The organism is Actinoalloteichus caeruleus, assembly GCF_049311605.1.
Lineage (GTDB): Bacteria > Actinomycetota > Actinomycetes > Mycobacteriales > Pseudonocardiaceae > Actinoalloteichus_B > Actinoalloteichus_B caeruleus.
Window position 1 is genome coordinate 2,232,752 of sequence record NZ_CP186005.1, and the last position, 18,384, is coordinate 2,251,135.

The 18,384-nt window shown below is 72.1% G+C and carries 11 protein-coding genes; 4 read left to right on the forward strand and 7 right to left on the reverse strand.

Annotated features, from left to right (window positions below; genetic code table 11):
- Positions 1–513: 513 nt before the first annotated feature.
- The gene (locus ACOJVX_RS09885; protein ID WP_422647451.1) at positions 514–3,642 is read left to right on the forward strand and encodes a ThuA domain-containing protein; all 3,129 of its coding nucleotides are present in this window, start codon (positions 514–516) and stop codon (positions 3,640–3,642) included.
- Positions 3,643–3,981: 339 nt separating this feature from the next.
- Here the strand turns inward: ACOJVX_RS09885 and ACOJVX_RS09890 are convergent, their stop codons facing one another.
- The 3 genes from ACOJVX_RS09890 to ACOJVX_RS09900 all read right to left on the reverse strand — a co-directional run bounded on the left by ACOJVX_RS09890 (position 3,982) and on the right by ACOJVX_RS09900 (position 9,093).
- Entirely contained in the window at positions 3,982–4,326 is a 345-nt protein-coding gene (locus ACOJVX_RS09890; RefSeq protein WP_026420502.1) for a hypothetical protein, read from the reverse strand.
- Positions 4,327–4,778: 452 nt separating this feature from the next.
- Positions 4,779–7,547, reverse strand: coding sequence for a DEAD/DEAH box helicase (locus tag ACOJVX_RS09895; protein WP_422647452.1), 2,769 nt, complete (start codon positions 7,545–7,547; stop codon positions 4,779–4,781).
- A gap of 544 nt (positions 7,548–8,091) precedes the next feature.
- Positions 8,092–9,093: a DMT family transporter gene (locus tag ACOJVX_RS09900; RefSeq protein ID WP_418153208.1), complete on the reverse strand. Its 1,002-nt coding sequence runs from the start codon at positions 9,091–9,093 to the stop codon at positions 8,092–8,094.
- Between ACOJVX_RS09900 and ACOJVX_RS09905 the strand changes: the two genes are divergently transcribed.
- Together ACOJVX_RS09905 and hemC are read left to right on the forward strand one after the other, a co-directional pair.
- Positions 9,092–10,501, forward strand: coding sequence for a PLP-dependent aminotransferase family protein (locus ACOJVX_RS09905; protein ID WP_418153209.1), 1,410 nt, complete (start codon positions 9,092–9,094; stop codon positions 10,499–10,501). The genes ACOJVX_RS09900 and ACOJVX_RS09905 overlap by 2 nt on opposite strands.
- A 395-nt stretch (positions 10,502–10,896) precedes the next feature.
- Complete coding sequence (gene hemC / locus ACOJVX_RS09910) at positions 10,897–11,919, forward strand: hydroxymethylbilane synthase (RefSeq protein ID WP_422647453.1); 1,023 nt, start codon at positions 10,897–10,899, stop codon at positions 11,917–11,919.
- A gap of 65 nt (positions 11,920–11,984) precedes the next feature.
- Here hemC and ACOJVX_RS09915 read toward each other — a convergent pair whose 3' ends face one another.
- Positions 11,985–12,866, reverse strand: a complete 882-nt coding sequence (locus tag ACOJVX_RS09915; protein ID WP_030106568.1) for an alpha/beta fold hydrolase — start codon at positions 12,864–12,866, stop codon at positions 11,985–11,987.
- Between the two features lie 223 nt (positions 12,867–13,089).
- Between ACOJVX_RS09915 and ACOJVX_RS09920 the strand changes: the two genes are divergently transcribed.
- Complete coding sequence (locus ACOJVX_RS09920) at positions 13,090–14,304, forward strand: site-2 protease family protein (protein ID WP_422647454.1); 1,215 nt, start codon at positions 13,090–13,092, stop codon at positions 14,302–14,304.
- A gap of 1,254 nt (positions 14,305–15,558) precedes the next feature.
- On the opposite strand, the gene ACOJVX_RS09925 is transcribed toward ACOJVX_RS09920, so the two are convergent.
- From ACOJVX_RS09925 to ACOJVX_RS09935, 3 genes are all read right to left on the reverse strand, one after another.
- Positions 15,559–16,209, reverse strand: a complete 651-nt coding sequence (locus ACOJVX_RS09925) for an NUDIX hydrolase (RefSeq protein WP_418153212.1) — start codon at positions 16,207–16,209, stop codon at positions 15,559–15,561.
- 473 nt (positions 16,210–16,682) lie between these two features.
- Positions 16,683–17,702 (reverse strand): zinc-dependent alcohol dehydrogenase, encoded by a 1,020-nt coding sequence (locus ACOJVX_RS09930; protein ID WP_422647455.1) that lies wholly within the window; start codon positions 17,700–17,702, stop codon positions 16,683–16,685.
- On the reverse strand, positions 17,699–18,379 hold the full coding sequence (locus tag ACOJVX_RS09935) for an HAD family hydrolase (protein ID WP_418153214.1): 681 nt from the start codon (positions 18,377–18,379) through the stop codon (positions 17,699–17,701). The genes ACOJVX_RS09930 and ACOJVX_RS09935 overlap by 4 nt, the downstream gene beginning before the upstream one ends.
- Positions 18,380–18,384 lie beyond the last annotated feature (5 nt).

The window sequence follows — 18,384 nt, forward strand, 5'->3', positions numbered from 1 at the left end:
AGGAAGAGGAGAGGAAGGGGAGGGAAGGGGAGGGAAGGGGAGGGAAGGGGAGGGGAACGGAGCAGGACAGCATTCGTCGGCCGGCGAATTCCCGGACGCCGCACCTCGCCGGCGTGTGATCGCGCACCGCGTTTCTCCCCCTTTTCGTCAGAACAGTCGAGGTGGTCCCGACCGGCGATTCCCATGCCGGTCGGAATCGAGGCGTGCCCACGATGTTCCCGCTGGTGGGAAGGCCGGAAAATGGGGACGGAAAACGGGAAAACCGTTTTGTGTCATGGACATCACGATGTCGGATTCCTATGCTCGTGTTACCACCGCATGTCACGGTTGAGTCGCTGGCTGACCATTCGCCGGCGGTTCGCTCGGCACCAGAGAGGGAAGTCGTCTCCCCGTCGCGGTCGATGTCGGCTCGCGGCGGCGGTTCGTGACGCCTCCCGCCGGGTCCGGGAACCGGGAACGACCGCCTGACGGCGGTCCGCGGTGGACCATCCCGGGAGGCAGAGGAGGAGATCGGTGCGCCGCCGTTTCAGCGTCACCCTCGTGCTGGCCGCACTCGTGCCAGCGTTGTTCCTGGTCGCCCCGCCCAGACAGGCGGAAGCGTCCCCCCAGTTCACCGCCCTGCTGTTCACCAAGGCCGTCGGCTGGGTCCACGACTCCATCCCCGCCGGGATCGACATGGTGCACCGGCAGGCCGAGGAGCACGACTTCGACCTCGTGCACACCGACGACTCCGCCATCTTCAACGACGACGACCTCGCCCAGTTCGACGTCATCATCATGTTGCAGAACTCCGGGATGGTGTGGGAGACCGACGAGGAACGCGCCGCGGTGCAGGACTACCTGCGGGGCGGTGGGGGCATCGTCGCCATCCACAACACCCTGGACATGGGCATCGAGGACGAGTTCCCCTGGTGGGACGAGGTGATCAACGGCGGCCCGTCCATGCCCAGCCACTCACCGGGGACCCTGGACGGCACCGCCCGGGTCCTGGACCGCGTCCACCCCTCCACCCGGCACCTGCCGGACCGCTGGCACCGGGCCGAGGAGTGGTACAACTTCGATTACAGCGCCCGGGGCAACGTGCACGTCCTCGTCGACGCCGACGAGCGGACCTTCAACCCCGGCGGCGACGCGATGGGGCCCGACCACCCCATCTCCTGGTGCCACACCCCCGAGGGCGGTCGGGTGTGGGCCACCGCGATGGGCCACGAGATCGCCTCCTTCACCGACGACCCCGAGTTCTACCAGCACGTCGTGGGCGGCACCCTGTGGGCCGCCGGGGTCGAGGCCGGCGACTGCGGCGGAACGGTGTGGGAGTACTTCGAGAAGACCCCGCTGGACACCGCCATCAGCGACCCGATGCAGCTGGGTGTGGCCGAGGACGGCCGGGTGTTCTTCGCCGAACGCGGCGGTGCCGTGAAGGTCTTCGACCCCGCCACCAACGCGACCACCACCGCGCACCGGCTCGACGTCTACACCGGCGGCGAGGACGGCCTGGTCGGCCTGGCCCTCGACCCGGACTTCGCCGAGAACGACTGGATCTACCTGTACTACTCGCCGATCGACAGCGAGGAGGACGTCAACCGGCTGTCCCGGTTCACCGTGGCCGGCAACGCCCTCGAACCGGCCACCGAGGAGGTGCTGTTGGAGGTGCCCGGTTACCGCAGCCGCACCTACCCGGAGCCGGGGCACACCGGCGGCGCGTTGGCCTTCGGCCCGGACGGCACCCTCTACCTGGGCGTCGGAGACGACGTCGCCCCCAACCTGTCCCCGGACTGGCAGGGCTACGCCCCCATCGACTGGCGTGAGGGCCAGGAGATGCTGGACGCGGCCCGCACCTCCGGCAACACCAACGACCTGCGCGGCAAGATCCTGCGGATCCAACCGTTGGACGAGGGTGGCTACGCTATCCCCGAGGGCAACCTGTTCCCCCCGGGTACGGCCGACACCCTGCCCGAGATCTACGCGATGGGTTTCCGCAACCCGTTCCGGTTCAGCGTGGACCAGGAGACCGGCTACCTGCACGTCTCCGACTACGGGCCCGACCGGGGCGGCCCCACCACCGACCGGGGCCCCGAGGGCCTGGTCGAGTACAACCTGCTGAAGGAACCGGGCAACTACGGCTGGCCGTTCTGCCACGGCGACAACCAGCCCTACGCCCCCTACGACCCCGACACCGGTGAGGTCGGCGAGAAGTTCGACTGCGACAACCTGGTGAACGAGTCGCCGAACAACACCGGCCTGGTCGAGCTGCCCCCGGCCCAGGCCCCGCTGGTCTGGTACGGCTACGACGAGTCGCCGCACTTCCCCGAGCTGGGCTCGGGCGGCAGCGGGCCGATGAGCGGCCCGGTGTACCGGTACGACCCGGACAACCCGTCGGAGACGAAGTTCCCCGAGTACTACGACGGCGCCCACTTCCTCTACGAGTGGACCCGGGACTACGTCAAGGAGATCCGCCTCGACGAGGACCACGAGCTGCTCAAGATCAACGACTTCCTCGACGACGAGGAGTTCCGCAAGCCGATGGACATGGCCTTCGGCCCCGACGGCGCCCTGTACGTGCTGGAGTGGGGCAGCCAGTTCGGCGGCGGGAACTCCGACGCCGGGCTGTACCGCATCGAGTACAACCAGGGCCAGCCCAAACCGGTCGCCGTGGCCAGCGCATCCCGCACCAACGGGGGACTGCCGCTGGACGTGGCGTTCTCCAGCGAGGGCAGCTACGACCGGGGCGGCGGTGACCTGGAGTTCGCCTGGGACCTGACCGGGGACGGGGTGGTCGACTCCACCGAACCCAACCCCGAGCACCGCTACTCCCGGCGGGGCGTGTACCGGGCGCAACTGGTGGTGACCAACCCCGACGGGGCCAGCGCCCACGCCAACCTGGAGATCACCGTCGGCAACACCGCCCCCGAGGTGTCGGTGGACTGGCCGCCGAAGGGCGGGTTCATCGAGTTCGGTGACGACGTGTCCTACGAGGTCTCGGTCACCGACGTCGAGGACCGGCACACCGACTGCGACCGGGTGCTGGTGAACCCGGCGCTGGGCCACGACGACCACGAGCACCCCACCGAGGACCTGCCCGGCTGCGGGAACACCGTGAACACGGCTGACCTCGGCGGGCACCCGGAGGGCGCCAACCTCTACTACGTGCTCAACGCCCGCTACACCGACGACGGCTGGTTCGACCAGGCGCCACCGTTGACCGGCTACGACAAGGTGATCCTCCAGCCCAAGCACAAGCAGGCCGAGTACTTCACCGACTCCAGCGGGGTGCGGGTGGTCCGCGACGAGGGCGCCGAGTCGGGTGCACGGGTGGGTGACGTCAGCGACGGCGACTGGATCGCCTTCGACCCGATGAACCTGGTCGGCATCGACGCGGTGAGCTACCGGGTGTCCTCGGTCGCCTCGGGTGGGTCGATCGAGCTGCGGTTGGACTCCCCCGACGGCGAGCTGGTGGCCACCACCGAGGTCCCCAACACCGGTGGCTGGTCCAGCTACGAGTCGACGGAGGTCACCGCGCTGCCGGAACTGGACACCACGCACACCGTGTACCTGGTGTTCCGGACCGGGACGAACAACAGCTTCGACCTGGACTCCCTGCTGTTCGAGGGAGCCGGAGTGGGGGTGCCCCCGGCGAGTTGAGCGCCGGAGGTCGCGGCGGACCCCGGTGACCGGCCGAGGGCCGGCTGACCGAGGGCCGCCGTGCCCACGGGATCGGTGCGGACACGCGGTGGCGGGTGGGCGGGGTGCCCACCCGCCACCGCCGCACCGCGTCCGGTGCGGGAGCCGCGACGACCGGGACGGGGCCAGCGGTGGGCCGGGCGGGTGACCCGGCGGACCCACCACACGCGGGGTGCTCCGCCGGGACGAACCGCCGACGCTGGTCCCCGGTTCCGGACCGGCGAGCCGGCCCTCCCGGGGGCGGGCGCTTCGCCGGTCCGCCCTCCTCGCCCCCTCCTCGCCCCCAGCTCGTCCCCGGGCTCAGCCGCAGACGAGCTGCCGGATCTGGCGCACCAGGTCCTCTGCCTCCGAACCGCCGATCGCCCGCAGCGTGTCGTCCCCCCGGTCGCTGGGGTTGAGGACGGCCTTGACGATGTCGGCGACCCGGCTGCCCAACAGGTAGAGCCGGACCACGTCCTCCTGGTTGGGCGGGAGCTCCCGGGGCAGGTGCCCGAGACCGTGCGATTCGAGCTTCCGGCTGATGTCGCTGCGCACGTGCACCCCGAGCCGTCCCGCCCCCTGGATCTTCTTCAGCGTGTCCATCGTCGTCTTGTGCAGCCCGTCGTTGTTGGTGACGGCGGTGCGAAGCTCCTCGTAGGTGTTCACCGTTCCCCCAGGATCACGTGGTCAGCTCTACTGATCATCAATGTGGAAGATGACACCCGGCGGAACAAGGGCCACCTGGCTGAAACCTTTCCGCGAACCTCGGTGGCCCAGTTCCCGCGCACTGAGGGAAATGCCGGCCCGGTTCCGTCAACCGTTCTCGCCCGACGACTTCCGGGGATCCGGGCGACGGTGTCGGGGCAGGAAGCTCTCCACCTCCAGGCGCCGACGGGAACCGGTCACCGGCGGTGCCACGCGAGCAACCCGCGGCTCCGCTGCCACCGGGGACCTGACCCACTCGTCAACCGACCCGGTCGTCGCCGAGGCCCATCGGTGGACGGAGACCCACGGGCAGCGCGACCCACCGGGTCGACCGCCCCCGCCAGGACTCGGCTGACCGGCCGCCGCCGCCCGAGTGCGCGGCCCACCACTGCCCACGGCCGCCGCGAACCAGGTCAGTCGGCGTCCGCTTCGGGCGCGAACCCGTCGTAGTCGGCCAACCACCCCAACGCCCGGTAGTCACCGCGCCAGGTGAACACCGCGGCCCCCCGATGCCGCACCGGGCCCTCCGGGTAGTGCGACTCGGCCTCCCCCCGGTGCAGGGGTGTCAGGTGGAACGCCCGACCGGCCCAGGTCGCCAACACGCACCCGGTGGGCCCGGTCGCCCGCACCAGGTCCCCCAGCTCCTCCACCTGCACCCGGGTCGCCCGGTCCCGCAGCAGCGCGGCGTAGTCGGCCTCGTCGAGCCGGCAGTTCCTCGGCATCCCCGACGAGGTCCAGTCGGGACTGGTCAGGCCCCGCGCGGTCGCCGCCCGGAACAGGGGAGGCACCCCGTCGGCCGCGTGCACCGGAGTCGCCATCTGCTCGACCATCCACAACAGCCGGCCGGCCCCCCGGGACGGTTGGCAGCGCCGCCAGCGCACCCGCCGGCCCAGGTCCGCCGCCACGATCGCCACCCACGGGTGAACGGTGCCCAGCTGGCCCTGGGTGCCCAACCAGTGCAGGTAGCGCGGCGCCTCCTCCAGCGCGGCGTACATCGTCGGGTAGGGGATGCCGCCGATCACCCGGGCCCGGGGGTGGAACGACCGGGGGCTGTTGGCGACGGTGAGCAGCACGGCGCGGGCCAGGTCGCCCTGCGCGTAGGCGGTGTGGGTGACCAGCGGCCCCCGCCCCGCCCCGGCCCGGGGCTCCGGATCGGGGGTGACGTCCAGCCGGCCACCGGTGGCCAGCAGTCGGGCCACGGTGGGTTTGATGTCCTCGCTGACCGGGGCGTTCAGCAGGCGGGGGACCACGCCGGCGAGGGTGTCCACCAGCACGCGTTCCGCGGCGTCGGCGTCACCGGGCACGGCCGCCCTGGCCAACGCGGTCCGTAACTGTTGACCCACGGTCGTGGACACCATGAGCCGCGCGGTCAGCACCCCGAGCTCGGTCGGGGTGAACCGTTCGACGCCGTCGGACCCGGTGGTCGCGGTCAGGAAGTCACCGTCCACCAGGAACGACAGCGCCTGCCGCAGGGGCGCGAGGCTCCGACTGCCCTGGTGGTGGGCCAGGGTCCCCACCCACCACGCCTCGGCCTCCTCCACCGTGGAGAGGCGCTGTTGCACGGCCTCGGCGAGCACGTGGTCGGGCAGGCTGGACTGGATCTGGGAGGACACGGTGTTCCCGGCGACCAACCGCCCCTGCCACCGGGGCCGTTCGGTCTCGTCCACCACCAGGAACGCCCAGCCCTGGTCCTCACCCGCCCCCACCCGGCCGGCCCGGCCGAACATCTGCTGGACGGTGGCCACGTCGATCTCGTCGAAGCCGACCTGGGTGTCGCGGACGACCACCGCCCGGGCCGGCAGGTTCACCCCGGCCGCGACGGTGGAGGTCGCGACCAGCACCGACAGCTCCCGGGACCGGAATCCACGTTCGGCCTCGCGCCGGTGGTCCCAGCCCTTGTAGTGCAGGCCCACGCCCGCCCCCAGGCACACCTCGTGCAGCCGTTCGAGGTCGTCCGGGTGCACCCCGTCGGTGCGGGCACCCCGGCTGGCGGCGATGATCAGGGCGGTGCGGCGCACCGACCGTTTGCTGCCGCAGAACACCAGGACGCTGCCGCCGTCGGCGGTGACCCGGTCGGTGATGCTCGCCGCCAACCGGGTGCGGGTCGCGTCGGTAGCAGCCCAGTCGCCGCTGATCGGGATCATGGGCAACTGCCAGGTGAGGCGGCTCGGCCGCCAGCCGATGCGCACCAGCCGCGCCCCCAACCAGGTCGCCACCTGGTCGGCGTTGGACACCGTGGCCGACAGGCCCACCAGGCGCAGCGCCGTGGCATCGCCCCGCATCCGGGCGAGCAGCGCCTCCAGCACCGGGCCCCGGGTCTGGTCGCCGAGCAGGTGGATCTCGTCGACGATGACGCAGCCGACCTCGTCCAGCGCCTCCCGCAGCGACGAGGTCCGGCAGATGGCCTCGAACTTCTCCGTGGTGGCCACCCACAGGTCGGCGTCGCGGACCCGGCCGACGTCCACGCTGTACTCGCCGGAGAGCCGTTCCACCCGCAGGCCGTGCCCGCGCCACCCCTGGAGTTCCTGGTCGAGCTCGTCGGTCAGGGACCGTTGCGGCACCAGCCAGGCCGCCTTGCGGCCCTGCCCCAGGATGGCCCGCAGGGCGGCGGCCATGCCGATGACCGTCTTGCCCGACCCCGTGGGTGCCACCACCATCAGGTGGCCGTCGTGGTCGACGACGTGCGGGACCGCCTCGGCCTGGGCCGGGTTGAACGTCGGGAAGGGCAGGAACCGCGCCCACTCCGGGGGCGTGAGTTCGGCGACCGGGACGGTGGTCCCGGCGGCGGGACCGGTGTCGGCGTGGGCGTGCCAGAGCAGGTCGAAGGCCTCCCGCGCCGCCTCGGCGGACCGCCCGTCGGTGCGGACGAGCCGGGCCGGGCCGACGCGACCCAGGTCGCACTCGGCGCTGATGACGGTGAGCCGGTCGCGGCCCCGCGCGTCCTGGTACTCGGCGATCGTCTCCTGTTCCAGGAGGTAGGGCACCTGGCGCACCGGGATGGAACTGGCCGCCAACTTCTCCCGCAGCACGGTGAAGCGGTCGTCGGCGGGCAGCAGCACCCGGAACTCGGTGTCGCCGGGCACCTCGGCCGGCAGGGCGTCCGGGTCGGTGATCTTCATCCACTGGCGTCGCGGGATGGTCCCGCCCACCGGCCGCCACAGTTCGTCGGCCGGGAGTGACACAGTGGACCTCTCTCCTCGGCGACGGGTGCAGCGCAGTATAGCCAGCCGGGAAACCGCTGGTAGACAAGGGTTTCCGCGTCGGTGGCCGTGGGTGCGCGGGGGCGTGGTCGCGGGTATCGGGGGTGTCGGGGGTGGTTCGGCGACCCCCGTCCTCGAACTCGACATCAGCCGGTGCACCGGGCCGGCGGTGGCGTGGACGTCGCCGAGACCACCCGGTCGGCTCGGCCCGGCGTGGCCGGTCGGGGAACCCCCGCCGCCGGGACTCCCTGCCCGTCGGCGTCCCCCGCGCCTCTTCCGGAAGCCCAGGACGACGGGGGAACCGGGGGCCCCGCCGTCACGGGAACGTCCACACCGGTCGGCGGGCGGCCCCGGGGACGCCGAGGACCTCGTGCCGCCCGTCGGCCACGGCGGCACCGGTGCGCCGGCGGCCCTCGGCGTAGGACGCACCGAGAACCCGGGCCGACCCGGCCCACGAACTCCGAAACCCGACCGGCCCCACCACGGCCCGGTCCGGGCGTCGCTGCCCCGCGCCAGGTGGCCACGGTCATCCGCGTCGACGCGACCGGCTCGCCGGTTCCGGCACACCCCGCTCGGCGACCACCGCCGGACCCGTGGGTTCCGGCCCGGGCCGCGACCGGACGCGGACGGCGAGGCCCGCGCAGGCGATGACGGCCGCACCGGCCAGGGCGGTCCGCCAGCCCAGGACCTCACCCAACAGCACCGCCGCCCACGCCACGCTGAGCACCGGTTGGACGAGCTGGACCTGGCTGACGCTGGACATCGGACCGATCGCGAGCCCCCGGTACCAGGCGAAGAAGCCGAGGAACATGCTCACCAGGGAGAGGTAGGCGAACGCCGCCCACCCGGCCGCATCGCCGGTCAACGGTTGCCGGGCGATCGACAGGCCGGTGAACGCGACCATCAGCGGCGCTGCCACCACCAGCGCCCACGAGATCGTCTGCCAGGCGCCGAGTTCCCGGGCGAGCAGCCCGCCCTCGGCATAGCCGATGCCGCCCGCGACGACCGCGCCGAGCAGCAGCAGGTCAGCCCAGTTCGGACCGTCGAACCCGCCGCCCCGGGTGGCGGTGAACAGGACGGTGACCGCCGCGCCGGCCACCGCGACCACCCAGAACGCCCTGGGCGGGCGTTCACCGCCCCGCAGGACCGCCAGCACCGCCGTCGCGGCGGGCAGCAGCGCGATCACGACCGCGCCCTGGCTGGCGGGAACCGAGGTGAGCGCGAAGGACGTGAGCACCGGGAAGCCGACGACGACGCCCCCGGCGACGACGGCGAGGCGGAACCACTGGCGGCCCCGGGGGAGCCGCTGCCGGGTGAGGCCCAACGCGGCCGCCGCGAGCACCGCCGCGACGACCGCCCTGCCGCTGCCGACGAACAGCGGCGACATCCCCGCGCCCTCCACCGCGATCCGCGTGAGCGGAACGGTGAAGGAGAACGCGGTAACACCGAGCAGACCCCAGCCCAGACCGGCCCACGACGGCGATAGCGGAGCCCGCGGAGCGGGAGTAGCGCTACTCTGATCCCTCATGTCCCACGATAGCGGAACGCGGATCGCGGCGGACCTGCGCGCGTGGATCGCGGCGGCCGCCCCCGGCACGCGACTGCCCTCCACCCGGACCCTGGTGGCCCGGTACGGGGCCAGCCCGATCACGGTGCAGCGGGCGCTGCGGGTCCTGGTGGACCAGGGCGTGGTGGAGACCCGACCGGGGGTGGGGAGCTTCGTCCGGGCACCCCGGATCGCCCGGCCACGGGACTACGGATGGCAGACGGCGGCGCTGGGGGCGCCGGCCACCCGCCCCCCGGTCTCGACGGCACTGCGCAGCACCCCCAACGACGTGACCGCGTTGAACTCCGCCTACCCCGACCGGGAACTGCTGCCCGAGCGCCTGGTCCGGGCGGCGTTCACCCGCGCGGCCCGGGGCGACGTCGCGCTCACCCGCCCCCCACCCGCCGGCCTGCCCGAACTCCAGGCGTGGTTCGCCGCCGAACTCGCCGCCGCCACCCCCGGCGGTGTCTCGCCACCCACCCCCGGGGACGCCATCGTCCTGCCCGGCAGTCAGAGCGGCCTCGGATCCACCTTCCGCGCGCTGGTCGGAGCCGGACAACCCCTCCTGGTGGAGTCGCCCACCTACTGGGGGGCGATCTCGGCGGCGGCGCGCACCGGCGTCCGGATGGTGCCCGTCGCCAGCGGGGCGCACGGCCCCGACCCCGACGAGGTCGCCGACGCGTTCGCCCGGACCGGGGCCCGCGTGTTCTACGCCCAACCGCACTTCGCCAACCCCACCGGGGCCCGCTGGTCGCCCGACCTCGCCGAGCGGATCCTCGACGTCGTGCGCCGCCACCGCGCGTTCCTGGTCGAGGACGACTGGGCCCACGACCTCGGCATCACCGCCGAGTCGGCTCCCCTCGCCACCCGGGATGACGCCGGCCACGTCGTGTACCTGCGGACGTTGACCAAGAGCGTCTCCCCCTCGGTCCGCGTCGCCGCCGTCCTCGCCCGGGGCCCGGTGCGGGAACGGCTGCTCGCCGACGTGCAGGCGGAGTCGTTGTACGTCAGCGGCCTGCTCCAGGCCGTCGCCCTCGACGTCGTCACCCAACCCGCCTGGCGAACCCACCTCCGGTCGCTGCGCCGGGCGCTCGCCGCCCGCCGTGACCTGCTGGCCGACGCGCTCCACGAGCACGTCCCCACCGCCAGGGTGGAGGCGGTGCCCGAGGGCGGGCTGGGGCTCTGGGTGCGCCTGCCCGACGCCGTGGACGTGCACCGGCTCGCCCGGGACTGCGAGGCTGAGGGGGTGGTGGTCGTCCCGGGGGACGGCTGGTTCCCCGCCGAGCCGACCGGCTCCTACCTGCGGCTCACCTACTCGGGGCCGGACCCGGGTGCCTTCCCCGACGCCGCGCGCCGACTCGGGGATGCGGTGGCCCGACAGCTGCCCTGAGCGGGGACGCGCCGGGCGTCACCCCCGGATCGGCGGGGCGGGCTCGCGCAGCGCCCGGGAGGCGCGCGTGCGCGCACCGGTGGTTCCGCGACCGTCCTGGACCACCCGCCGACCACGCGGTGGTGCCACTCGTCACGTCGGACGGACCGTCGTGGTCGGCTGGGGGCCGCGACCCGGTCGTGCGGTGGGGGTTGGCCCGGTACGGCCGGAAAGAGAGCAACGGACCGGTGTGCGCGGGCGAACACGCGGGTGACATCCTGGGTGGCACCCGACCCGAACCCGCAACCTGGTCGGGCCGCCCGTCAGCCCGGCGCCTCGGGCCGCACCGGAGCCCAGGCTCCAGCGCGGGCGGTCGCCACCAGGGGGTTCCCGCCGCCGTCGACCAGGGATCGCCCGTGTCCGTGACACCCACCGCCCCGTCCGCCGCGCCCATCGAGGAGCTCAAGGACGAGGTCGCCGCCCGGTTCGCCGACGTCCCGCTCCGGATCGGCACCAGGACCTCCCCGCTGGCCCGAGCCCAGACCGACCAGGTCATCGCCGCGGTGCGGTCGGTCCTGCCCGACCTGCCGGTCGAGACGGTGGGCATCGAGACCAGCGCCGACCGCTGGCACGGCAACCTGGCCGAGCTGGGTGGCAAGGGCGCGTTCACCAAGGAGATCGACGGGGCGTTGGTGGCCGGTGAGGTCGACCTCGCCGTGCACTCGATGAAGGACGTCCCCGGCGACGTTCCGCTGCCCGCCGGCACCGAACTCGGGGCGTTCCTGCCCCGGGGGGACACCCACGACGTGCTGATCTCCCGCACCGGGGTCGGGCTGGGTGAGCTGCCCGAGGGGGCGCGGGTCGGGACCTCGGCGGTCCGCCGCCGCTCCCAGCTCGGGCTGTACCGGTCGGACCTGCGCATCGACCGGATCCGGGGCTCGGTCAACGCCCGGTTGGCCAAGCTCGACGCCGGGGAGTTCGACGCCATCGTCCTGGCCAGGGTCGGGTTGGAACGCATCGGCCTGACCGACCGGATCACCGAGGTGCTGTCCACCGTCTGGTCGGCCGGTTCCCGGCCCTCGGTGGTCCCCGCCTGCGGGGCCGCGGTGATCGGCGTGCAGGCCCGGGTCGAGGACCAGGCCGTGATGCGGCTGCTGGCACACCTGGGCGACGAGGAGACCACCCGGTGGGTGTCGGCGGAGCGGACCGCCCTCCACCTGCTCTCCGGCCACTGCAACAGCCCCATCGCCCTGCACTGCACCACCACCGACGAGGGCCGGCTCGCCCTCTCCGGCCTGGTGTTCTCCGAGGACGGGTCAGGGTGGGTGCGGTCGCACGCCACCGGCGTGGCCGACGACCCGGTGGGCCTGGGCGCCCGGGTCGCCGACGACCTGATCAGCCAGGGCGCCCGGGAACTCATCGGCGACACCCGGCACTGACGGCCCCGCGAAGGGGAACCGCCGTCCGGTTGCCCGGGTGCCAGACACCCGCCGCCGCTGGTCGCTCAGGCGAGGGTGTGGGCCAGCACCGCGTCCGCGATCGGGTCGAGCGCCCGCCGGACCGGGGCGTGGCCCAACCCGGGGATCGTGACCAGCCTCGTCGCGCCGACGACCTGGTCCAGGTGCCGGGCGTGGACCGGGGGGACGACCGGGTCGGCCGGAGCCTCGATGACCAGGGTGGGCACCGTGTTCGCCGCGAGCTGGTCGGTGCGGAGCAGACCGGACTGGTCGGCCAGCGCGTGCGCCCATGAGTCGTCCCACCGCCCGCTGTGGGCGATGATCCGCTCCTCCCTGGTACGGAAGTCCGCGGCGTCCAGGGGGAGCGGCCCCGGGTTCATGCGCCGCCACTTCTCGACCCGTTGGTCGAGCTCCGCCTCCAGGTCGGGCCGAGGGGTGAGCCCGCTCAGCCAGCCGATCAGCTCCTCGTCCGGTCCCGGGAGCTCCTCGACCGGGGTGGTGGCTCCGTCGTCGTGCCGCAGCGGGGTGGTGCTCATCGCGAAGGTGCTCCACAGGCTGGCGGTGCGCAGCCGGTCGGGGTGGTCGGCGAGCAGGAGCTGGGTGAGGATCCCGCCCATCGACAGGCCGAAGACGTGGGCGCGGTCCACGTCGAGCGCGTCGAGCACTCGGACCGCGTCCTCGGCCAGCTCGGCGAGCGGGTAGGGGGCCTCGTCGAACACGCGGGTGGAGGCCCCGGTGTCCCGGTGGTCGTACCGGATCACCTGGTGGTGGGCGGCGAGCCGGTCCACCAACGGGTCCGGCCAGCTCAGGCCTGGTTCGCTGGCGCCCATCACGAGGAGCAGTGCCGGGGCGCGCGGGTCGCCGCGCCGTTCGGTCCACAGCCGCACACCGGGTGCGACGGTCACCGTGGTCTCGACAGGGGTCGTCATCCCCACCTCCGAACACGGGATGTCTCGTCGTGTCCTGCTCATCGTGGCCGACCGCGACATCCCCTGCCGAAGCGGTACGTCCCGTCTCGTGTCCTGGTGGTCCGCGCCTCCCCGCCGATCCGGCGAGTTCACCCGCCACCGGGGCCGTGCCGGCCGGTCGGGGTACCCGGGAGGAGGACGGCACCACCACTGGACCCGCTGTCCGACGAACGGAGGTGCGCGGATGAGGACGACCCTTCGCCTCGGCAGGATCGCCGGCATCCCGGTGGGCCTGCACTGGAGCGTGGTGGGCATCGTGCTCCTCGTGGCCATCGGCCTGGCCGCCCGCCAACTGCCCCTGCTCTTCCCCGGCTACCCGGTCGCCGCCTACGTGGTGGCCGGCATCGGCGCCGCCCTGCTCCTGGTGCTCTCCCTGCTGGTGCACGAACTCGCCCACGCCGTGGTCGCCCGCCGCAACGGCGTGGAGGTCGCCGGCATCACCCTGTGGCTGCTCGGCGGGGTCGCCCAACTCAGAGGAGAGGCACGCGACGCGGGCGCCGAGGCCCGCATCGCCGCGGTGGGACCCGCCGCCAGCGCGCTGCTCGCCCTCCTGTTCGCCGCGCTCGCCTCCGCGACCGCCCAGTTCGGCGCCGCCGCGCTGGTCGCGATCGTCTTCGTCTACCTCGCGCTGCTCAACGCGGCTCTCGCCGTCTTCAACCTCCTCCCCGCCGCGCCCCTGGACGGCGGGCGGGTGCTGCGGGCCGCGCTGTGGCGGTGGCGGGGCGACCGGTGGCGGGCGGCCATCTGGTCGGCCTACGCCGGGCGGGTGCTCGGTCTGCTCCTCATCGGCCTCGGCATCGCGCAACTGCTGTTCCGGGGAACGAACGGGCTGTGGTGGGTGCTGCTGGGCTGGTTCATCACCGCCGTCGCCGGAGCCGAGGCGCAACAGGCGAGGGTCGGCGCCGCCCTGGCGGACGTCCCCGTCCGGGACGTGATGCGCCACCCCGTGCCCAGCGCCGGCCCCGACACCACCCTGCACGGGTTCCTCCGGGACGGCCTGCCCACCGACCCGCCCCCACCAGCCGTGGTCCTGCTGGACCCCGACGGCCACGTCACCGGGCTCCTCACCCCGAACCGGATCCGGTCGGTGCCCGAGGACGCCCGAGGCACCGCCCGACTCGGCGAACTGGCGGTGCCAGCCGACCAGCTGATCAGGGTGCGGGTCGAGGAATCACTGGCCACCGTGGTCCCACGGCTGGGCGACCAGCGGCACGCCTGGATCCTGGTGGAGGACGCGGCAGGCCCGGTCGGGGTGCTGACGACCTCGGACGTCGCCGAGGCGGTCGCCGACCGGCGGTTGGGCGCGGCCACCTTCCCGATCCGGGTGGAGGGCACCGGCCCCCGGCCCTCGACCCCACCCAGCGGGTGGTGGTTCCCCGGCCAACGACCGCCCGACTGACGGCACGCCGGGCCCCGTGTCCCCCGCCCCGGTCGGGCCTCGACGGCACCATCGCCACGAGTGGGGCCACTCGACCCCCGCGACCAGGGCCCAAGGACTCCTGACGCGACGGGTGCCGGGGAGGCATCCTGAACGTGCTGGGCAACCAGTGACCCGCCCGAGGACAGGGTGAAGACCAGGAGCAGACCCCGTGTCAGCGTTCGACTGGTCACTCATCGTCGAAAGACGACGAGTTCCCCACCTCGGACGGGCCTTCCTCTGTGTGGGCTCTCTCGCCGCCGCTCGATTCATCCAGAGCCCCAGGACCCCGCGTCGGCCCGGGCTGTCGAGCGCGTTGTCCGTGTCGCGGCCGCGTCGCGGCTCACCTGTCGTCGGCTCCAGCTGGTGCCGTGAACACGGCCGGGAGCTCCAGCGAGCCCAGTCGCCCAGGTACCGCGCCGCGCGTGGTGGCACCCGAGCATCGGCGGCCGGGCGGGGGCGAGCTCATCGTCCGCCGCACCCGGGCCATGACCACTCGCCCCGTGGTGGCCGTTCCGTCCGGGATCCGGTCCTCACAGGTGGCGGGTGCGGGCTCCGCGGCGACCCGCACCCCGGTTCCCGGCCATGCTGATCAGCAACCAGCGAAGGAGTACGACCACCCAGGCGCCCCGGGGTGGACGAGCCGACGTGCCTGGCGACGTCGGGCCCAACGGCCCTGTGGGCGACACCGCACCACCAGGCACAGTGGTGGTGCTGGGTAACCAGTGACCCGTTCGAGGACCTGGACGGACAGCCGGGACCATCAGGATCCCGACGTCCCGCGCCGCAAGTGATCAGGCGGACCTCCCTCGAACGGGCCGTTCCATGTTCGGGGGCTGACCGAGGAGTTGTCGTTTCGCGATTCGCCTTGGCATCGGCTAGCTGATCTTCCTCCAGTAGCCTCGGCGTCCTCGCAAGCGAGAGGCGCGCTCGATATCTGGACGCGGACCCACTGAGGTTAAGCTGGTCGCGGCGGGCTCATCGAGAGCGGCTTCCGCGCCTCGGAGCTTCTTGCGAGTGTGCTGCCGCTGGTCGCGATCAAACCGTGCGCCGAGGGCGTGGAGCGCGGCTGGATGCGGTTCTGTCCCCAAGGGGGTGGGAAGCTGGCAAGCCGAGCGTTGATCCTTGGGCCGACATCCAGCGACGGGATTCCGAGGGCTCGAGACCGGAGCGAGTGTGATGCCTTCGGGCGGGTGACCGCGACGAGAGCGATCCGCACCGGCAGGTGCCCCGCTTTCACCAGAACAGGTGCGCGCGTTCGCCACCGCAGAACCGGCGGGCAGTGACGAACAGGCGCAGGTAGAGCTGATCGAGCCTGAGGTAGTTGGGGATCAGGTCGGCGGTGGTCAAGGTGGCCTCACTGTAGGCGAGACCGGCACCGGTGCGCGTGGCGAAGCAGGCGGGAACGGTGTCAGCATCGCCGTCGGCAAGTGCGATCGCGTCGTCCAGGGAGATGTCCACCAGGCCGGAGACCTCGGCGTCGGCGAGCGGGATGTCGTCCAACGCCACATCCAGCGGGATCAGGTGCCAGTGTTGGAACTCGCGTTCGACGTAGTCGGGGGCGAGGGTGACTGCGGTCTGTCGCAGGCCGATCGGATGTAGGTCACCGTGGCTAACGGGTAGTCCCAGTTCCTCGTGGACCTCTCGCACGCCGTCTTCGACGGTTTCGCCGGCCTGATAGTGGCCGCCAACGGTGATGTCGGCGTAGTCGGGCCGGTCGAAGCTGTACCGGCCCGGTGCCTTCTTCTGAAGGACTACGCGCTTCGTGACCGGGTTGATCAACAGCGCGGAGAAGGTCCGGTGCCACAATCCCTGGGCGTGCGCGGTCTTCTTGTCCGCAGTGCCTAGGGGTTCGTACCGGTCATTGAAAATGTCGATCAGTTTCACGGTTGTCCTCAAAGGTAAGCGTCAGGCTCGGCCTGGAGCTGCCAGTAGGTTTGTAGGGCAACAAGGTATCGACGCGGGTCACCGACGTGGCCCAGCGACCTGTGATCCGGTGGACACGGACGTCAGCGTTCCGGGCGAGTTCTCCGACTGCCACACCGAGGTCGACTTCACCGCGAACGCACTCAGTGGGAACGAGCAGATCGAAGATGGACGGCCGCAGGATCAGCCTGGAGACGACAGCGAGGGGCTCGGTGCCCCTCGGCATAGCCCTGCTGATGTGCCCGGCATGAGTAGGGCTTGTACGACGCGGACCAGACGGGCAGCTTGGAATCTCCGCGTGCGTACATCGGGCGCTCAGCCCCAGGGCCTTGGTGGCCGGCAGGGCGTGGTGTGGAGTTGCCCTACAGACGCTGAGAAACGGAGGGAAACGCTTCCTGCCGGTTCAGCGCTCGGGGCCGGTCAGAGGCCCAGCATCACCCCGTCGACCGCCAGCCGACTTGCCTGGGACGCTCTGAGGCGTGAACGGTGAGAACATGGCGGAGAGATCGGGTTCGCTGTGTGCCGAGCACGGTAGGTAATTCCGCGAGTTCGCCCGCTGGGACCACGAGGTGAGCGATTTGTGCGGCGTGATGTCGCAGCAAGTCCAGGGCAAGGCTGAAGTCGTCCGACCGACGGCGACAGTAGGAGAACGAGCCAATGAGGCGAATCGACCGGCGGAAGAGGTCACGCAGCGACGTCGAAAGCTGGACACCAGGATGATAGGCGTTCTGGACGACGACAGTGCCACCGTCGCCCACAAGCCGAAGGGCAAGGTCGAGCGGCGTCGGGTCGTTTCCGGCGGCCGCGTCCACCACGGTGTCAAAGGTCTGGTCCTGTGGCAGCGTGGCGGGTGATCGGAACGCGGCCCGCACCGTCTTGGCGAGGGCGTCGGGCGGAGGACGTCCGTCGCGGTGCACGATCGTGACCGTCCAGCCCTGCTGACGAGCGTAGAGCGCGGTGAGTAGGCCGACCGTGCCCGCACCGACGATGGCCAGTCGTCCTGGCGGAGCGATCGGGTTGCAGCGCAGGCCGTGGATGGCGACAGCAGCCGGGTCAGCGAGTACCGCGTGGAGTGGATTCACGCCACTCGACAGCGGGTGCGCGTTTTCCGCCGGGACTACCACTTCCTCGGCAAATCCGCCTGGTATGTCCCAGCCGAGCCGACGCAGGTCAGCGCACAGGTGGATGTCACCCGTCGTGCAGCGAGTACAGTTTCCACACGGTGCGAGTGGGTCAACAGCGACAGGGCGGTTCGCCGGGTCGAGACCGACGACCTCGTGGCCGGGTCGCCAAAACCCTGGAAGCGCAAAACTGTCGGGACGCGACAGTTTTGGCAGGTCACTGCCGCAGATACCGGTGTGGCTGACGCGCACCACGGTCTCGTTCTCTCGGGGCTGCGCTGGTCTCACATCGTGCAGAGCTAGCTCACCGTTGCGGATCTCCCACGCCTTCATCCGCGTTCCGCAAGATAGGTGGGCACGTGTTCCGCCGTGTCGAGGACGGTGCCGGACCAGTCCGTTTCGCCGAAGGCGAGGGCATGTGCTGGGCCACGGCGGCGAACTGCGACCGCTGTCATCCCCACGGCGACCGCACCACGTAGCTCGTCACCGCCGCCGTCGCCCACATAAAGCACCCGATCCGGTGGCACATCCAGCTCAGCGCAGACGCGGCCGTAGAGCCGTTGGTCCGGTTTGACGGCATGGGCGGTGCAGCTGAACACGGCTGTGTCCACCAGCGGGGCGAGCGGGCTGCTGGGCCAGGCTGCGGCGATCTCGGCGCTGGCATCGCTGAGGATGCCGAGTCGTAGCCGCTGGCTCCGCAACGTTTCCAGCGCGTGGATCACCGAGGGTGGGGGCACGAGACGAGCTAGTCCGAGCATTCGCAACTCGTGCGCGACCAACCCCACCGCCGAGCACGACCTGTGGACGGCACCGACGAGGTGTGCGGCGAGGTCGGCCAGCGCCGGCAGAGTGCCGTCGTGGCGGACGTGCCAGGTGGCGCGGAAATAGTTGTCGACCGTCAACGCGTCACAACCAACCACGGCCGCTACCCGAGATGCCGCGCTGGCCCGTTCCTCGGGAGTGGGCGCAGTGACCAACGTGCCGAACAGATCCAGGACGACAGCCCGCATAACCG

Bases quoted from the DNA above. Each gene is read 5' to 3' on its own strand.
- ACOJVX_RS09920 (WP_422647454.1), top strand. From the start codon at position 13,090: ATGAGGACGACCCTTCGCCTCGGCAGGATCGCCGGCATCCCGGTGGGC.
- ACOJVX_RS09905 (WP_418153209.1), top strand. From the start codon at position 9,092: ATGTCCCACGATAGCGGAACGCGGATCGCGGCGGACCTGCGCGCGTGG.
- ACOJVX_RS09930 (WP_422647455.1), bottom strand. From the start codon at position 17,702: ATGAAGGCGTGGGAGATCCGCAACGGTGAGCTAGCTCTGCACGATGTG.
- ACOJVX_RS09900 (WP_418153208.1), bottom strand. From the start codon at position 9,093: ATGAGGGATCAGAGTAGCGCTACTCCCGCTCCGCGGGCTCCGCTATCG.
- ACOJVX_RS09915 (WP_030106568.1), bottom strand. From the start codon at position 12,866: ATGACGACCCCTGTCGAGACCACGGTGACCGTCGCACCCGGTGTGCGG.
- ACOJVX_RS09935 (WP_418153214.1), bottom strand. From the start codon at position 18,379: ATGCGGGCTGTCGTCCTGGATCTGTTCGGCACGTTGGTCACTGCGCCC.